Raw genomic sequence first — 18,341 nt, 5'->3', positions numbered from 1 at the left:
TTAGAAGCGGAAATGTGAGAAAGCTTTGTTAGCTTCTGCCATACGGTGAACTTCTTCACGCTTCTTCATTGCGCCGCCACGACCTTCAGCAGCTTCTAATAATTCGTTGGCCAAACGTTGGGCCATAGATTTTTCGCCACGCTTCTTAGCGGCTTCACGCAACCAGCGCATTGCTAAAGCGGAACGGCGTGATGGACGAACTTCAACAGGAACTTGATAGTTAGCACCACCAACACGACGGCTCTTTACCTCAACCATTGGCTTAACGTTGCCCATGGCTGTTGAAAAAATCTCAAGTGGTTCTTTATTTGCTTTTTTCTCGATGTGATCAAAGGCACCGTAAACGATACGCTCTGCAACCGATTTCTTGCCGTCCAACATGAGGACGTTCATGAATTTAGCGACTTCTACATTACCGAATTTTGGATCCGGCAAAATTTCCCGTTTGGGAACTTCACGACGACGTGGCATAACTACTCCTTCAGTTCAGTTAGGGGCGATTCACATGAATCACCCGCTCCGGCTGTCCTACTATTTAGAAATAAATTTTCTAAACGGAACAGCCACTTACTTGTCTTTTAAGTCTGACAAACAATGACTTACTGCAAATTGCTTACTGCGAAACTACTGCTGCTTAATTAAATAATTAAGCAGCTTTCTTAGCGCGCTTAGCACCGTATTTAGAACGGGCTTGCTTACGATCTTTAACACCTTGCAAGTCCAAAGAACCGCGAACGATGTGATAACGCACACCTGGCAAGTCCTTTACACGACCGCCACGGATCAACACAACTGAGTGTTCCTGGAGGTTATGGCCTTCACCGCCAATGTATGAAATAACTTCAAAGCCATTGGTTAAGCGAACTTTGGCTACTTTACGAAGCGCAGAGTTAGGCTTTTTAGGAGTAGTGGTGTACACACGTGTACAAACACCACGGCGCTGCGGGCTGTTTTGCAGCGCAGGGCTCTTGCTTTTAACGGTAAGCCTTGTTCTTGGCTTGCGTAATAATTGATTAATTGTTGGCATAAAATAGCTCGGTTAGTACTTCTTTGTTGCTTTCTTCAAGAAAATCAATGACTTAGAGAATTTCTAGGTCAAAAAGACCCTCTTCTGAATCAGTAGAACTCAGCATTCTAGCTTGGCCAGCCCTTCCCGTCAACCTCGAAGGGAAAAACTGGCCATTTCTGGCCAGAATTACCAAATTAGCTCGGATCAGCCTCCCCAGCAGGAGCAACGACTTCAGCCTCGATTTCTACGGGGGCGTTAGCCAATGCTTCCTCTTCGGCGGCAATCATTTGAGCGCGATCACGCTCGAATTGCTCTCTGACCTTGCGTGCACGGCGATATGACAAGCCGGTACCAGCAGGGATCAAACGACCAATAATGACGTTTTCCTTGAGGCCACGGAGTGTATCGGTCTTGCCCATAATTGCGGCTTCGGTCAATACACGCGTGGTTTCTTGGAAAGAAGCCGCTGAGATGAAGCTGTCGGTCGACAAGGATGCCTTTGTAATACCGAGCAACACGTTATCGAACTGAGCTGGGTGCTTACCTTGGGCGATCACGGCATCGTTTGCGTCATACAACTTAGAACGCTCAACTTGTTCACCGGTGATGAAGGATGTATCGCCTGGATCAGTTACCTGAACGCGACGCAACATCTGACGCACGATTACTTCAATGTGCTTGTCATTGATCTTCACACCCTGGAGACGATAAACGTCTTGAACTTCGTCAACGATGTAGATTGCCAACTCTTCGATACCTTTGAGAGTCAAGATGTCGTGTGGATCAGCAGGGCCTTCCACAATCATCTCGCCCTTGTTCACAACTTGACCGTCATGAACGAGAACTTGCTTCTCTTTAGGAATCAAGAATTCATTGGCTTCACCGTCCATATCGGTAATCACCAAACGTTGTTTACCTTTGGTTTCTTTACCGAAGGAAACTGTTCCAGTAACTTTCGCCAAAACAGCTGCATCTTTTGGTGAACGGGCTTCGAACAATTCTGCAACGCGTGGCAAACCACCAGTAATGTCGCGAGTCTTCTGTGATTCGATTGGAATACGTGCCAATACTTCACCAACTTCGACTTTCTGACCATCTTTAACAGTAATCAAAGCGCCCACTTGGAGGCCAATGTTTACTGGGTGATCAGTACCAGCGATCATGACGTCATTGCCTTTGTCATCAATCAAATTGATGACAGGGCGAACGCCTTTGCTTGCTGCAGAACGGCGCTTACCGTCAATAACCACCAGAGTGGAAAGACCAGTTACCTCGTCAACCTGCTTAGCAACGGTTACACCTTCTTCAACGTTGTCAAAGCGAGCGATACCAGCGTACTCAGAAATAATCGGGCGTGTTAATGGATCCCATGTTGCCAAGCTTGCACCAGCTTTAACCGCTGCATCTTCTTTCAACAAGAGAGTTGCACCGTAAGGCACTTTATGACGCTCGCGCTCACGACCATTCTCGTCAACGATCAAGGCTTCGCCAGAACGTGAAATCACGATCTGCTCACCCTTCGCGTTCTTCACAACACGCATCGTGCCGGAGAACTTCAAAGCACCATTTGATTTAGCTTCAATATTGCTTGCAACCAAAGCACGTGACGCTGCACCACCAATGTGGAAGGTACGCATGGTCAACTGTGTGCCTGGCTCACCGATGGACTGAGCAGCGATAACACCCACCGCTTCACCAACGTTTACCAAACCACCGCGACCAAGGTCACGTCCGTAGCACTTAGCGCACAAGCCAAAGCGAGTTAAGCAAGACAATACTGTGCGAACTTTAACTTCGTCGATACCCAATGCAACGATTTGATCAACATGATCTTCGTCGAGCAATGTGTCGTTAGGAACGATGACTTCTTGTGTATCAGGATGAACAATGTCACCAATACATACACGACCCAAAATACGATCGCGCAATGCTTCGATAATTTCGCCGCCCTCAACCAAGGCCTTCATTGTTACGCCAGAAGTTGCGCCGCAATCCTCTTCGATCACCACGAGGTCTTGAGTAACGTCACATAAACGACGTGTCAAATAACCAGAGTTAGCTGTCTTTAACGCTGTATCAGCCAGACCTTTACGAGCACCGTGGGTTGAAATGAAGTACTGCAATACGTTCAAACCTTCACGGAAGTTCGCAGTAATTGGGGTTTCAATGATGGAGCCATCAGGCTTAGCCATCAAACCACGCATACCAGCCAACTGACGAATCTGCGCTGCAGATCCACGGGCACCAGAATCCGCCATCATGTAGATGGAGTTAAAGGATTCCTGACGCACAGTCTTACCGTTACGGTCGAGTACGTCAACGTGTGACAACTCATCCATCATCGCCTTGCCAACTTGGTCGCCTGCGGCACCCCAAATATCAACCACGTTGTTATAACGTTCTTGATTAGTTACAAGGCCTGACATGAACTGCTTGTCATACTCTTTCACCTTAGAAGAGGCTTCAGTGATGATGCGCTCTTTAGAGGTTGGGATCAACATATCGTCGATCGCAACAGAGATACCAGCGTTAGTCGCCAAACGGAAACCAGACTGCAAGAGACGGTCAGCAAAAATCACTGTTTCACGCAAACCGCACTTACGGAATGAAGTGTTAATCAAGCGTGAGATTTCTTTTTTCTTCAAAGGCTTGTTGATTTCCTCGAAAGACATGCCTTTTGGCAAAATCTCAGACAAGATTGCACGGCCAACGGATGTTTGATAGATCTTGGTCTTCTCAGCAAAACGCGCATCGCCTTCTGCTTTCTTATCCACGATCTCATACTCAGTAATACGTACAGCAACGCGAGAAGCCAATTCAACTTGACCTGCTTCGAATGCACGCAATACTTCAGTAATGTTAGCGAAGACCATGCCCTCGCCTTTGCCGTTGATCTTGTCACGGGTAGCGTAGTACAGACCCAACACCACGTCCTGTGAAGGAACGATGGATGGCTCGCCGTTAGCTGGGAACAATACGTTGTTCGAAGCTAACATCAAGGTACGTGCTTCCATTTGCGCTTCGAGCGACAAAGGAACGTGAACCGCCATTTGGTCACCGTCAAAGTCCGCGTTAAATGCCGCGCAAACTAATGGGTGCAATTGGATTGCCTTGCCTTCAATCAGCATTGGCTCGAAAGCCTGAATACCGAGACGGTGCAATGTAGGCGCACGGTTCAACATGATTGGATGTTCACGAATCACTTCTTCGAGAATGTCCCAAACGATTGGAGTCTGGCTTTCAACTTCTTTCTTCGCAGCCTTAATCGTGGTTGCGATTCCTAAAGTCTCAAGCTTGTTGAAAATGAATGGCTTGAACAACTCCAAAGCCATCAATTTTGGTAAGCCGCACTGATGCAATTTCAATGTAGGACCAACCACGATGACTGAACGACCAGAGTAGTCAACGCGTTTACCCAACAAGTTTTGACGGAAACGACCGCTCTTACCTTTAATCATCTCAGCCAAGGACTTGAGAGGACGCTTGTTAGCGCCTGTCATAGCCTTACCGCGACGACCGTTGTCGAGTAATGAGTCAACCGCTTCTTGCAGCATGCGTTTTTCGTTACGAACGATGATCTCTGGTGCGCGCAACTCTAACAAACGCTTCAAGCGGTTGTTACGGTTGATTACACGACGATAGAGGTCGTTCAAATCGGAGGTTGCAAAGCGACCGCCATCCAATGGCACCAATGGGCGCAACTCTGGTGGCAATACTGGCAATACTTCCATGATCATCCAGTCAGGCTTAATACCCGAAGTCTGGAAAGCCTCAAGCACTTTTAAGCGCTTAGCGTATTTCTTGATCTTGGCATCGCTACCAGTGGCCTTCAATTCAGCGCGAATCGTCTCTACTTCACGATCAATATCAATTGAACGCAAGAGATCACGAATACCTTCCGCGCCCATGATGGCAGTAAATGCACCGTCACCGTACTCTTCAGTCTTAGCGATGTATTCATCTTCAGACATGATCTGACCGCGCTTCATTGCGCCTTCAGGAGTCATGCCGGGATCAACGACTACATATGCTTCAAAGTAAAGAACGCGCTCGATATCACGCAATGTCATATCGAGAACCATACCCAAACGGGATGGGAGGGACTTCAAGAACCAGATATGCGCTACAGGGGCTGCCAACTCAATATGGCCCATGCGCTCACGACGTACTTTAGCGAGAGTAACTTCAACACCGCACTTCTCACAAATTACGCCACGGAACTTTAAGCGCTTGTACTTGCCGCATAAGCACTCGTAGTCTTTGGTTGGTCCAAAAATCTTGGCGCAGAACAAACCATCACGCTCGGGCTTAAAAGTCCGGTAGTTGATGGTTTCTGGTTTGCGTACTTCACCAAAAGACCATGAGCGAATTTTCTCAGGAGATGCGAGGCCAATCTTGATGACATCAAACTGCTCATCACCCTGCGTTTGCTTAAATAAATCGAGCAATGCTTTCATATCAGTTGCGCTCCATGTCAATGTCAATACCCAACGAACGGATTTCTTTTACCAATACGTTGAAGGATTCGGGCATACCAGCATCAATCGTGTGCTCGCCCTTGACGATGTTTTCGTAAACCTTGGTACGGCCTGCGACGTCATCGGACTTCACTGTCAGCATTTCCTGCAAGACATATGAAGCACCGTATGCTTCGAGGGCCCAGACTTCCATCTCACCAAAGCGCTGACCACCGAACTGAGCTTTACCGCCCAATGGCTGTTGCGTTACTAAAGAGTAAGGTCCAGTCGAACGAGCATGCATCTTGTCATCAACCAAGTGGTGGAGTTTCAAGACGTGCATTACGCCAACAGTTACTGGACGCTCGAACTGATCACCAGTACGGCCGTCAAATAAAACCATTTGTTGACGTGAAGGGGTCATCTGCAATGACGCAGCAACATCTTGCGGGTATGCCAACTCGAGCATGCGACCGATTTCAGCCTCAGTAGCACCGTCAAACACTGGTGTTGCAAATGGCAAGCCTTGGCGCAAATTCTCTGCCAATACCGTGATCTGCTCATCAGTGAAATTGTCGATGTCTTCTTGACGGCCTGTTTCGTTGTAAAGCTGCTTGAAGAACTTACGCAGTTCGGCTTGCTTAGCTTGTTGACGAACCATTTCATCGATACGCTTACCAATACCTTGAGCCGCCCAACCTAAGTGAGTTTCCAAGATCTGACCAACGTTCATACGGGAAGGAACACCTAATGGATTCAAGACGATGTCTACAGGGCGTCCGTCAGCCATAAATGGCATATCTTCCGCAGGGGCAATTTTAGAAACCACACCCTTATTACCGTGACGACCAGCCATCTTGTCACCAGGCTGTAAGCGACGCTTAACCGCTAGGTAAACCTTAACCATTTTCGTTACACCAGGCTGCAAATCATCGCCCTGGGTAAGCTTGGTGCGCTTCTCTTCAAACGCCTCATCAAACTGTTTACGTTTGGCTTCGATTGAAGATTTGATCGCTTCAACTTGTGAAGCAACATCATCATCAGCTGGACGAATATCAAACCAATGGTATTTATCCAAATCAGCAAGGTAATCCTTGTCAATCTTGGTGCCTTTAGCCAATTTCTTGGGGCCGCCGTTGGCAACTTTGCCAACTAACAGTTTTTCTAAACGCATGAAGGCATCGCCCTCAACAATACGCAACTGGTCGTTTAAGTCCAAACGATAGCGTTGTAATTCTTCTTGAATAATGGACTGTGCACGGGCATCGCGCTCAATACCTTCACGGGTGAAGACTTGAACATCAATAACGGTACCAACCATGCCTGAAGGAACGCGCAAAGAAGTATCTTTAACATCAGATGCTTTTTCGCCGAAGATCGCACGCAAGAGCTTCTCTTCAGGAGTGAGAGTAGTCTCGCCCTTTGGAGTTACCTTGCCTACCAATACGTCGCCTGCTTCAACTTCAGCACCGATGTACACAATACCGCTCTCATCCAAGCGGGAGAGTTGTGACTCTGCCAAATTGGAGATATCGCGAGTAATTTCTTCTGAACCAAGCTTAGTGTCACGTGCAACCACTGACAACTCTTCAATATGAATAGAGGTGTAGCGGTCGTCAGCAACAACTTTCTCAGAGATCAAAATGGAGTCTTCGAAGTTGTAACCGTTCCATGGCATAAATGCCACAGTCATGTTTTGACCTAAAGCCAATTCACCCAAATCGGTAGATGCACCGTCAGCAACAACGTCGCCGCGGGCTACACGATCGCCAACCTTAACGATTGGACGTTGGTTGATATTGGTGTTTTGGTTTGAGCGGGTGTACTTGATGAGGTTATAAATATCCACACCAACTTCACCAGCTGCAGTTTCATCATCGTTTACACGAATCACCACACGGTTTGCATCAACGTAATCCACGATACCGCCGCGGCTTGCCAATACAACAGTGCCGGAGTCAACCGCAACAATACGCTCTAGACCCGTACCAACCAATGGCTTATCTGGACGCAAGCAAGGAACTGCTTGACGCTGCATGTTCGCACCCATCAAAGCACGGTTTGCATCATCGTGCTCTAAGAATGGAACGAGTGAAGCAGCAGCAGAAACGATCTGGCTAGGAGCAACGTCGATGAAATCGATACGCTCTGGGCTAACCATCATGGTCTCACCGGCTTGACGAGCAGAAACCAATTCGTCGGCCAACTTACCGCTCTTGTCGATCGTCGCATTTGCCTGAGCAATCACATACTTGGCTTCTTCAATCGCAGAGAGGTAAACAACTTCATCACTTACCTTGCTATTAGAAACTTTACGGTATGGAGTCTCGAGGAAGCCATGCTCATTCAAGCGCGCAAATAACGCGAGTGAGTTGATCAAACCAATGTTTGGTCCTTCTGGAGTTTCGATTGGGCAAACACGTCCGTAGTGGGTTGGATGCACGTCGCGCACTTCGAAGCCTGCGCGCTCACGTGTCAAACCACCAGGTCCCAATGCAGAAATACGACGCTTGTGCGTGATCTCTGAAAGTGGGTTGGTCTGATCCATAAACTGGGACAACTGTGAAGAACCGAAGAACTCACGAATAGCAGAAGAGATTGGCTTGCTGTTAATCAAGTCATGCGGCATGAGGTTTTCAGTTTCGGCTTGGCCGAGACGTTCTTTCACTGCACGCTCAACACGCGACAAACCAGCACGGAATTGGTTTTCAGCCAATTCACCAACGCAACGTACACGACGATTACCTAAGTGATCGATATCGTCTACTTCGCCTTTGCCATTACGCAAATCTACGAGGGACTTAATGGTATCGAGGATATCTTCGTTCGATAGAACCATTGGACCTTCCATTTCTGGACGGTTCAAACGGCTATTGACCTTCATACGGCCAACACGGGATAAATCGTAAGTATCTTCGCTGTAGAACAAGCGCTGGAACAAAGCTTCAACAGCATCTTCTGTTGGAGGCTCACCAGGACGCATCATGCGGTAGATAGCGATACGCGCTGCTGTTTGATCAGCAGTTTCGTCAGTACGCAATGTCTGAGAAATATACGCACCAGAATCCAAATCATTGGTGTAGATGGTTTCCAATTGCTTGATACCTGCATCGCGCAATGTCGCCAACAACTCTTCAGTGATTTCATCATTAGCGTAAGCCAAGATTTCACCAGAATCTGGATCCACAATATTGCGTGCAACTACGCGACCAACCAAGTAATCATCTGGTACAGCGATTGTCTTTGTCTTAGCAGCTTCGAGTTCGCGAATGTGCTTAGCATTGATACGCTTGTCTTTTTGAATGACCACAACACCATTCTTATCAAGCACATCAAAGCTAGCCAACTGGCCACGCAAACGCTCTGGCACAAATTCCATTGAACCGCCATTGGCAGTCAATGAGAAATGGTCAAAGTTAAAGAAATTAGCAAGAATCTGTTCGTTGTTTAAACCAATTGCTTTGAGCAAAATGGTGACAGGCATCTTACGACGACGGTCAACGCGGAAATAGAGAATATCTTTTGGATCAAACTCGAAATCGAGCCATGAACCACGGTAAGGAATGATGCGTGCTGAGAACAGCAACTTACCTGAGCTGTGTGTCTTGCCCTTATCGTGCTCAAAGAACACGCCTGGGGAACGGTGCAACTGAGAAACGATCACGCGCTCAGTACCATTGATCACAAAAGAGCCATTTTCTGTCATGAGTGGAATTTCACCCATGTAGACTTCGCTCTCTTTTACCTCTTTAACCTTAGTAGGCGCTTCGCGATCATAAATAATCAAGCGAACTTTTGCGCGTAAGGCAGAGTGGTAGGTGTAACCACGCTGTTGACATTCTTTAACGTCAAATGGTGGCTGTGATAACTGGTAAGACACGTATTCCATACGTGCATAGCCGTTGTTAGACACAATTGGGAATGCTGATGTAAAGGCGGCTTGAAGTCCCTCAGTAAGACGAGACATTGCCGGCTTATCAGCCTGTAAAAATTTAGCGTAGGATTCCAGCTGCGTTGCGATCAGGTACGGAACCTGGTGGTTGTTTACTCGCTTAGCAAAGCTTTTACGGACTCGCTTGCGTTCGGTGAAGCTGTAGTTCATTTCATCTCCGAATTCAGCGACTGTACAAAGATTTGGCGATTGGCCACTACCAATCACTGGCGGACAACACTAAACCGATAGATCTAGTGTCCGACCAAACTTGCATTCTGCAGTCGTATCAGAAGGCAAACCCGATTTCAATCAGAAATGAAATCGGGTTTGACCTCTAGAGGTCAAACCCAACATGGCTAACGCCCCTTTGTGAGAGGCGCCAGCAGTGTTTGTATTACTTGAGTTCTGCTTTAGCGCCAGCTTCTTCAAGCTTCTTCTTAGCTTCTTCAGCAGTTTTCTTGTCAACGCCTTCTTTGATTGGCTTCGGTGCACCGTCAACCAAATCTTTAGCTTCTTTCAAACCAAGACCAGTAATTTCGCGAACTGCTTTAATTACTGAAACTTTGTTTGCGCCAGCTTCAACGAGGTTTACTGTGAATTCAGTTTGCTCTTCAGCAGCAGCACCAGCACCACCGGCACCAGCAGGACCAGCAACAGCCATCGCCGCAGCTGATACACCAAACTTCTCTTCGAACGCTTTAACCAAGTCGTTCAAATCCATAACGGACATGCTACCTACTGCTTCAATGATTTCTTCTTTAGTAATCGCCATTTTTAGCTCCTAATACTTAAATAGTTAATCTGTCGCTTATTCAGCGGCAGGGGTTTCGTTTGCTTCTGTTCCAGCTTCCGGGGCTGCGGCTGCAGGCTCAGCGGCTGCTTCAGGAGCGGCTTCAGCGGCTACTGCTGCTGGGGCTGCTGCTTCTACAGGTGCTGCGGCTTCGGCTACGGGAGCGGGCGCTCCAGCTGCCTTTTGTGCTGCTACTGCGCCCAATACGCGAGCCATCGCAGAAACTGGGGCCAACATCACGCCCAACAACTGAGATAACAACTCTTCGCGGCTTGGAATTGTTGCGAGGGCTTTTACGCCTGCAACGTCTAACAACTTGCCGTTATATAAGCCAGCTTTAATGACTAGCAAATCTTGAGTCTTAGCAAATGCCTGCAATACTTTTGCCGAAGCAATCGGATCAGCAGAAATGCCGTAAATCAAGGGGCCAACCATCGAATCAGCAAGAGGCTCAAACTGTGTGCCTTGTGCTGCACGGCGTGCCAATGTGTTCTTCAAAACGCGAAGATATACACCTTGGTCACGTGCGCTAGCACGTAGCTTTGTCAACTGCTCTACTGGAATACCACGGTATTCAGCGAGCACGACGGTTTGGGCTCCAGCCAATTGAGCGCCGACATCAGCAACAATCGCTTTTTTGTCTTGTACATTCAAAGGCACGGTTTAACTCCATAAAAACCAACTGTTTCCAGTTGGGGTTACACACCAGCGTCTGATCATTTGTTCACAAAGGTTCTTGTGAAAATCTTTTCAGGGTCGCCATCTGCGCTGGTTATTACTTTCGTAACGATTAAGAATTCATTCCCATGCAAGCAAACCAATTCACCAACGGTCTTTGATGTTCGACTCTCACTCAAAGAGCGGGAGTCGACCCAAAGTTCTTTTTTGCTACAGGCTAATTAAGCTGCTGCCTGTAACGATGCTTGGTCTACGCGTACGCCTGCACCCATGGTGCTGCTTACGGCAACCTTCTTTAAATAAACGCCCTTAGATGCAGGAGGTTTTGCTTTATTCAAAGCCTCAAGCAATGCGAGCAAGTTGGATTTCAATGCAGCTGGCTCGAATGAACGACGGCCAATGCTTGCGTGAACAATACCGGCTTTGTCCACACGGAACTGCACTTGACCAGCTTTTGCATTTTTAACTGCAGTAGCAACGTCAGGTGTCACTGTTCCAACTTTTGGATTTGGCATCAAACCACGTGGGCCCAATACCTGACCTAAAGTACCAACAATTTTCATTGTGTCTGGGGATGCGATCAACACATCAAAGTCAATCTTGCCGCCTTTAATTTGATCGGCCAAATCTTCCATGCCAACGATTTCTGCACCTGCGGCTTTAGCTTGTTCAGCCTTCTCGCCTTGTGCAAAAACAGCAACGCGAACATGCTTACCTGTACCAGCTGGGAGCACAACCGCGCCGCGCACAACCTGGTCAGATTTCTTAGCATCAATGCCGAGCTGAACAGCAACGTCAATAGATTCGTCAAACTTAGCAGTTGCACACTCTTTAACGAGGTTCAACGCATCTTCTAATGGATAGAACTTGTTGCGATCAACTTTAGATTGAATCGCTTTTACGCGTTTAGATAATTTAGTCATGATTAGAGACCTTCCACAGTGATGCCCATGGAACGGGCGCTACCAGCGATTGTTCTAACAGCTGCGTCCATGTCGGCTGCTGTCAAATCTGGCATTTTTGCTTTAGCGATTTCTTCCGCTTGAGCACGGGTAATTTTTCCTACCTTATCGGTATGAGGACGTGGTGATCCTTTTTCGATCTTTGCAGCCTTCTTAATCATGATGGTTGCTGGAGGAGTCTTCATGATGAATGTGAAGCTCTTATCAGCGAACGCTGTAATCACGACTGGAATTGGCAAGCCAGGTTCCATGCTCTGAGTTTGAGCATTGAACGCCTTACAGAATTCCATAATGTTCAGGCCACGTTGACCCAATGCTGGACCTACGGGTGGTGATGGATTTGCTTTACCTGCAGGAATCTGCAGCTTAATAAAGCCAATAATCTTCTTTGCCATGTGTTGCTCCTTAAAGCGCGCCTAACCTCATTAGGAAAGACCGCCGTTGAGTTAACGCTTCGCTAGTTTTTGGCTTTCTAGCTCCGCTCCTCGGTTAATTACTACATCTAAATAACCATCTAGTACTACAAACTACTGCACTGCAAAACCGGACTAAGTCCTTGTTTTTACATCTTTTCTACTTGGCCGAACTCCAGTTCAACTGGGGTACCGCGGCCAAAAATTGTAACAGAAACGCGCAATCTTGACTTCTCATAGTTCACTTCCTCAACGTTTCCGTTGAAGTCAGTAAACGGACCTTCTTTAACGCGAACCATCTCACCCACCTCAAACAGGGTCTTAGGCTTTGGTTTATCCACTCCAGCCTGCATTTGATCCATGATTTTGGTGACTTCTGCTGTAGAAATCGGGCTTGGGCGGTTGCGTACGCCACCCACGAATCCGGTCACTTTTGGCGTATTTTTCACCAAATGCCAGCTTTCGTCGGTCATTTCCATCTCAATTAAGACGTACCCTGGGAAGAAACGGCGCTCAGTTACGGATTTGGCGCCAGATTTGATCTCAACGACCTCTTCTGAGGGAACCAAAATACGGCCAAACTTCTCAGGCATGCCAGAGCGTGCAATACGCTCCTCAAGGCCTTTTTTGACGCTTTTTTCCATGCCTGAATAAGCATGAATAACGTACCAGCGCATATTGCCGGTAGCTTGTGGATTTGCGGCTACTTCAGAATCAATCATTTTTTACTCACTTCCAGCCCAAAAAGACTGAAAAAACTAGCCATTCAATCAATTTGTCTGCAATCCATAAAAACAGGGACATGATCAGAACAAAGCCAAATACGACTAGAGTCATCTGGGTAGTCTCTTTACGAGTCGGCCAAACAACCTTTTTTACTTCATACCAAGAATCTTTTGCGTAGGCGATAAAACGACGCCCATCAGGAGAAATCGCCACAATCATCACTGCAGCTGCAATGCCGCCAAACAATACCGCCAAGCGCACCAATAAAGATTGGTCAATGAGCGTGTAGTAAAGCACTAACGCAGCAACGACGATTAAAGCAGCGAGTCCGGAGACCCAGCTGCTTCTTTCTTCAGAGTGACTTGCAGTATGTTGAGACATATAACTTTCAGTTCAAATCGTGGCAGGGGCGGAGGGCATCGAACCCCCAACCTTTGGTTTTGGAGACCAACGCTCTGCCAATTGAGCTACACCCCTTTATAAAAACTACTTAAGCCAAAATCTTTGCAACCACGCCGGCGCCAACAGTACGGCCACCTTCACGGATCGCAAAACGTAAACCTTCTTCCATCGCGATTGGAGCGATGAGTTTTACGGTAATCGTCACGTTATCACCAGGCATTACCATTTCTTTGTCTTTTGGCAACTCGATTGAACCAGTCACGTCCGTTGTACGGAAGTAGAACTGTGGACGATAGTTGTTAAAGAATGGAGTATGACGGCCACCTTCGTCTTTACCCAAGATGTAAACCTCGGCTGTAAAGTGAGTATGTGGGGTGATTGAACCTGGCTTAGCCAATACTTGGCCGCGCTCAACTTCTTCACGTTTTGTACCGCGTAACAAGATACCAACGTTATCGCCTGCTTGACCTTGGTCGAGCAATTTGCGGAACATTTCAACACCAGTACAAGTGGTTTTGAGAGTTGGTTTGATACCAACGATTTCAATCTCTTCACCGACTTTAACGATACCGCGCTCGATACGACCAGTCACAACAGTACCGCGACCGGAGATAGAGAACACGTCTTCTACTGGCATCAAGAACGCGCCGTCAACAGCACGCTCTGGAGTTGGGATGTAAGTATCGAGTGCTTCAGCCAATTTCATGATGGCTTCTTTACCCAATGGGCCTTCGTCGCCTTCAAGGGCTAACTTAGCAGAACCTTGAACGATTGGTGTGTCATCGCCTGGGAAGTCATATTTAGACAGAAGTTCACGAACTTCCATTTCAACTAACTCGAGCAATTCAGCGTCATCAACCATGTCGCACTTGTTCAAGAAAACCACGATGTAAGGAACACCAACTTGGCGTGCCAAGAGGATGTGCTCACGAGTTTGTGGCATTGGGCCGTCAGCAGCAGAGCAAACTAAAATTGCGCCGTCCATCTGAGCAGCACCAGTAATCATGTTTTTAACGTAGTCAGCATGTCCTGGGCAGTCAACGTGAGCGTAGTGACGGTTTGCTGTCTCGTACTCAACGTGTGCTGTATTAATCGTAATACCACGTGCTTTTTCTTCTGGAGCAGCATCGATCTGATCGTATGCTTTCGCTTCGCCACCGAATGCCTTTGAGAGCACGGTTGCAATTGCTGCTGTCAATGTGGTTTTACCGTGGTCAACGTGACCGATGGTGCCTACGTTTACGTGCGGTTTTGTCCGCTCGAACTTTTCTTTTGCCATTTTTAATCTGCCTTTAGTTAACTCTTAAACCAAACACGAAATACACAATTAATAAAACCAAACATGGTGCCCATGGGCAGGATCGAACTGCCGACCTCTCCCTTACCAAGGGAGTGCTCTACCACTGAGCCACATGGGCGAAATCTAATGCAACAAATCTGGAGCGGGATAAGAGAATCGAACTCTTGACCGAAGATTGGAAATCTGCTGTTTTACCATTAAACTAATCCCGCACATCTGGTGGAGGGGGTAGGATTCGAACCTACGTAGGCGTAGCCAACAGATTTACAGTCTGCCTCCTTTAGCCGCTCGGACACCCCTCCGCGAACCCAATATTCTGACTCCAAATGGAGTTTCTGTCAATCTCTCTAAACGCTTTGCACAAGTAAAAACGCCCAGACCTAAGAGGGTCTGGGCGTCGCATTGGTGCCCGGCAGTTACCTACTTTCACACGGGTAATCCGCACTATCATCGGCGTAGAATCGTTTCACTGTCCTGTTCGGGATGGGAAGGAGTGGTTCCAATTCGCTATGGTCACCGGGCGTAGAGGGTTGAGTTGTTGAATAAATCAACAACTCTATTTGAGTAAGCATGTAATAAGGATGCAGATTAAATCTGGCAAACATCCAACACAATAGTGCTGGTTATAGGATCAAGCCTAACGGGCAATTAGTATCGGTTAGCTTAACGCATTACTGCGCTTCCACACCCGACCTATCAACGTTGTGGTCTTCAACGACCCTTTATGTAGGTTAAACCTACGGGAGATCTCATCTTCAGGCAAGTTTCCCGCTTAGATGCTTTCAGCGGTTATCTCTTCCGTACATAGCTACCCTGCGATGCTTCTGGCGAAACAACAGGTACACCAGCGGTACGTCCACTCCGGTCCTCTCGTACTAGGAGCAGCCCCCGTCAAATCTCCAACGCCCATGGCAGATAGGGACCAAACTGTCTCACGACGTTTTAAACCCAGCTCACGTACCTCTTTAAATGGCGAACAGCCATACCCTTGGGACCGGCTACAGCCCCAGGATGAGATGAGCCGACATCGAGGTGCCAAACACCGCCGTCGATATGAACTCTTGGGCGGTATCAGCCTGTTATCCCCAGAGTACCTTTTATCCGTTGAGCGATGGCCCTTCCATACAGAACCACCGGATCACTATGACCTGCTTTCGCACCTGCTCGACTTGTCGGTCTCGCAGTTAAGCACGCTTTTGCCATTGCACTTTAGGTACGATGTCCGACCGTACCAAGCGTACCTTCGTACTCCTCCGTTACACTTTGGGAGGAGACCGCCCCAGTCAAACTGCCTACCATGCACTGTTCCCGACCCGGATAACGGGCCAAGGTTAGAACCTCAAATAAATCAGGGTGGTATTTCAAGGTTGGCTCCAACAGAACTAGCATCCTGTTATCAACGCCTCCCACCTATCCTACACAGACCGATTCAAAGTCCAATGCAAAGCTACAGTAAAGGTTCATGGGGTCTTTCCGTCTAGCCACGGGTAGATTGCATCATCACAAACATTTCAACTTCGCTGAGTCTCAGGAGGAGACAGTGTGGCCATCGTTACGCCATTCGTGCAGGTCGGAACTTACCCGACAAGGAATTTCGCTACCTTAGGACCGTTATAGTTACGGCCGCCGTTTACTGGGACTTCAATCAAGAGCTTGCACCCCATCATTTAATCTTCCAGCACCGGGCAGGCGTCACACCCTATACGTCCACTTTCGTGTTTGCAGAGTGCTGTGTTTTTATTAAACAGTCGCAGCCACCTTTTTATTGCAACCCTTTCGTCCTTCCGTTGTTCACGGTCAAACTACAAGGGCGCACCTTATCCCGAAGTTACGGTGCAAATTTGCCGAGTTCCTTCTCCTGAGTTCTCTCAAGCGCCTTAGAATACTCATCTCGCCCACCTGTGTCGGTTTGCGGTACGGTCTTGTTAGACTGAAGCTTAGAGGCTTTTCTTGGAACCACTTCCAATTGCTTCGCGAATAAATTCGCTCGTCTCACGCCCTTGAATTACGCTACCGGATTTACCTAATAGCCATCTCCAACGCAAGAACCGGGACTTCCAACACCCGGACAACTTTCCGCGATCCGTCCCCCCATCGCATCTAACAATGGTCAAGGAATATTAACCTTGTTCCCATCAGCTACGCATCTCTGCCTCGCCTTAGGGGCCGACTCACCCTGTTCCGATGAACGTTGAACAGGAAACCTTGGGCTTACGGCGAGGGGGCTTTTCACCCCCTTTATCGCTACTCATGTCAGCATTCGCACTTCTGATACCTCCAGCATCCTTTACAAGACACCTTCACAGGCTTACAGAACGCTCTCCTACCATCACATTGCTGTGATCCGCAGCTTCGGTTATATGCTTAGCCCCGTTACATCTTCCGCGCAGGACGACTCGATCAGTGAGCTATTACGCTTTCTTTAAAGGATGGCTGCTTCTAAGCCAACCTCCTGACTGTTTTAGCCTTCCCACTTCGTTTCCCACTTAGCATATATTAGGGACCTTAGCTGGCGGTCTGGGTTGTTTCCCTCTTGACACCGGACGTTAGCACCCGATGTCTGTCTCCCGTGCTTGCACTCGTAGGTATTCGGAGTTTGCTATGGCGCAGTAATCCGCAATGGACCCCACTACCATGACAGTGCTCTACCCCCTACGGTGATACACGAGGCACTACCTAAATAGTTTTCGGAGAGAACCAGCTATTTCCAGTTTTGTTTAGCCTTTCACCCCTATCCACAGCTCATCCCCTAACTTTTCAACGTTAGTGGGTTCGGTCCTCCAGTACGTGTTACCGCACCTTCAACCTGGCCATGGATAGATCAACTGGTTTCGGGTCTACACCCAGCAACTAGCGCCCTATTCGGACTCGCTTTCGCTACGCCTTCCCTATTCGGTTAAGCTTGCTACTGAATGTAAGTCGCTGACCCATTATACAAAAGGTACGCAGTCACCCCTTACGAGGCTCCTACTGTTTGTATGCACACAATTTCAGGATCTATTTCACTCCCCTCCCGGGGTTCTTTTCGCCTTTCCCTCACGGTACTTGTTCACTATCGGTCGATTACGAGTATTTAGCCTTGGAGGATGGTCCCCCCATATTCAGACAGGATTTCTCGTGTCCCGCCCTACTTGTCTCTAGCCTAGTACCACTCAATAATTTTCACATACGGGACTATCACCCTTTATTGTTGGACTTTCCATTCCATTCTGTTAATTACTGAGCTATCACTAGAAGGCTCTTCCCATTTCGCTCGCCACTACTTTGGGAATCTCGGTTGATGTCTTTTCCTCTTGCTACTTAGATGTTTCAGTTCACAAGGTTCGCTTCTCATACCCTATGTATTCAGGTATGGATACCACAAAAGTGGTGGGTTTCCCCATTCAGAAATCCCCGGATCAAAGCTTATTTACCAGCTCCCCGGGGCTTATCGCAGGTTATAACGTCTTTCGTCGCCTGTAATCGCCAAGGCATCCATCATGTGCACTTATTCACTTGATCCTATAACGAGCACCATTGCTAGTAACCGTTATAGGTTTTACTTCTACTTCTGACATGTTTGCCGTAATCCAAACTGTAAGTACTTTGTTAAGAACTTGGTAAAACTCGTTTGTATTACTGATTGATGATTCAATCTTTACCCTTATTACATTGTCAAATGTCCTCTCAA

Annotated in this window: 10 protein-coding genes, 4 tRNA genes, 2 rRNA genes and 1 pseudogene; all 17 read right to left on the bottom strand. The window is 47.7% G+C overall.

Annotated elements, in window-relative coordinates:
- Window positions 1–471 (bottom strand): 30S ribosomal protein S7, encoded by a 471-nt coding sequence (gene rpsG / locus ICN24_RS01530; RefSeq protein WP_068320103.1) that lies wholly within the window; start codon window positions 469–471, stop codon window positions 1–3.
- A gap of 175 nt (window positions 472–646) precedes the next feature.
- A complete protein-coding gene (gene rpsL / locus ICN24_RS01525) occupies window positions 647–1,027 on the bottom strand; it encodes a 30S ribosomal protein S12 (RefSeq protein WP_068947691.1) in 381 nt (126 codons plus the stop codon).
- A gap of 176 nt (window positions 1,028–1,203) precedes the next feature.
- On the bottom strand, window positions 1,204–5,466 hold the full coding sequence (gene rpoC, locus ICN24_RS01520) for a DNA-directed RNA polymerase subunit beta' (RefSeq protein WP_216220898.1): 4,263 nt from the start codon (window positions 5,464–5,466) through the stop codon (window positions 1,204–1,206).
- Window position 5,467: 1 nt separating this feature from the next.
- Window positions 5,468–9,568, bottom strand: a complete 4,101-nt coding sequence (gene rpoB, locus ICN24_RS01515) for a DNA-directed RNA polymerase subunit beta (RefSeq protein ID WP_216220897.1) — start codon at window positions 9,566–9,568, stop codon at window positions 5,468–5,470.
- A gap of 226 nt (window positions 9,569–9,794) precedes the next feature.
- Window positions 9,795–10,172: a 50S ribosomal protein L7/L12 gene (gene rplL / locus ICN24_RS01510; RefSeq protein ID WP_216220896.1), complete on the bottom strand. Its 378-nt coding sequence runs from the start codon at window positions 10,170–10,172 to the stop codon at window positions 9,795–9,797.
- 132 nt (window positions 10,173–10,304) lie between these two features.
- Window positions 10,305–10,850, bottom strand: a pseudogene (gene rplJ / locus ICN24_RS01505) (50S ribosomal protein L10); the annotation flags it as partial.
- Between the two features lie 239 nt (window positions 10,851–11,089).
- The gene (gene rplA / locus ICN24_RS01500) at window positions 11,090–11,791 is read right to left on the bottom strand and encodes a 50S ribosomal protein L1 (RefSeq protein ID WP_216220891.1); all 702 of its coding nucleotides are present in this window, start codon (window positions 11,789–11,791) and stop codon (window positions 11,090–11,092) included.
- A gap of 2 nt (window positions 11,792–11,793) precedes the next feature.
- On the bottom strand, window positions 11,794–12,225 hold the full coding sequence (rplK, locus tag ICN24_RS01495; RefSeq protein ID WP_011901890.1) for a 50S ribosomal protein L11: 432 nt from the start codon (window positions 12,223–12,225) through the stop codon (window positions 11,794–11,796).
- Between the two features lie 167 nt (window positions 12,226–12,392).
- Complete coding sequence (nusG, locus tag ICN24_RS01490) at window positions 12,393–12,965, bottom strand: transcription termination/antitermination protein NusG (RefSeq protein ID WP_068947685.1); 573 nt, start codon at window positions 12,963–12,965, stop codon at window positions 12,393–12,395.
- A gap of 7 nt (window positions 12,966–12,972) precedes the next feature.
- Window positions 12,973–13,350, bottom strand: coding sequence for a preprotein translocase subunit SecE (secE, locus tag ICN24_RS01485; RefSeq protein ID WP_216220889.1), 378 nt, complete (start codon window positions 13,348–13,350; stop codon window positions 12,973–12,975).
- Between the two features lie 20 nt (window positions 13,351–13,370).
- Window positions 13,371–13,446: transfer RNA gene (locus ICN24_RS01480), tRNA-Trp, on the bottom strand.
- A 13-nt stretch (window positions 13,447–13,459) separates the two neighbouring features.
- Window positions 13,460–14,650, bottom strand: coding sequence for an elongation factor Tu (tuf, locus tag ICN24_RS01475; protein WP_076024535.1), 1,191 nt, complete (start codon window positions 14,648–14,650; stop codon window positions 13,460–13,462).
- Between the two features lie 64 nt (window positions 14,651–14,714).
- Window positions 14,715–14,789: transfer RNA gene (locus ICN24_RS01470), tRNA-Thr, on the bottom strand.
- A gap of 20 nt (window positions 14,790–14,809) precedes the next feature.
- Window positions 14,810–14,883: transfer RNA gene (locus ICN24_RS01465), tRNA-Gly, on the bottom strand.
- Between the two features lie 5 nt (window positions 14,884–14,888).
- A tRNA-Tyr gene (locus ICN24_RS01460) sits at window positions 14,889–14,973 on the bottom strand.
- Between the two features lie 105 nt (window positions 14,974–15,078).
- Window positions 15,079–15,192 (bottom strand): 5S ribosomal RNA (gene rrf, locus ICN24_RS01455).
- Between the two features lie 106 nt (window positions 15,193–15,298).
- Window positions 15,299–18,172, bottom strand: a 23S ribosomal RNA gene (locus ICN24_RS01450).
- Between the last annotated feature and the right edge of the window lie 169 nt (window positions 18,173–18,341).

The sequence above is a fragment of the Polynucleobacter sp. UK-Kesae-W10 genome (assembly GCF_018881575.1).
Classification (GTDB): Bacteria; Pseudomonadota; Gammaproteobacteria; order Burkholderiales; family Burkholderiaceae; genus Polynucleobacter.
Note: the sequence above shows the minus strand (reverse complement) of the source record. Positions and strands in the feature narration are given on the sequence as shown.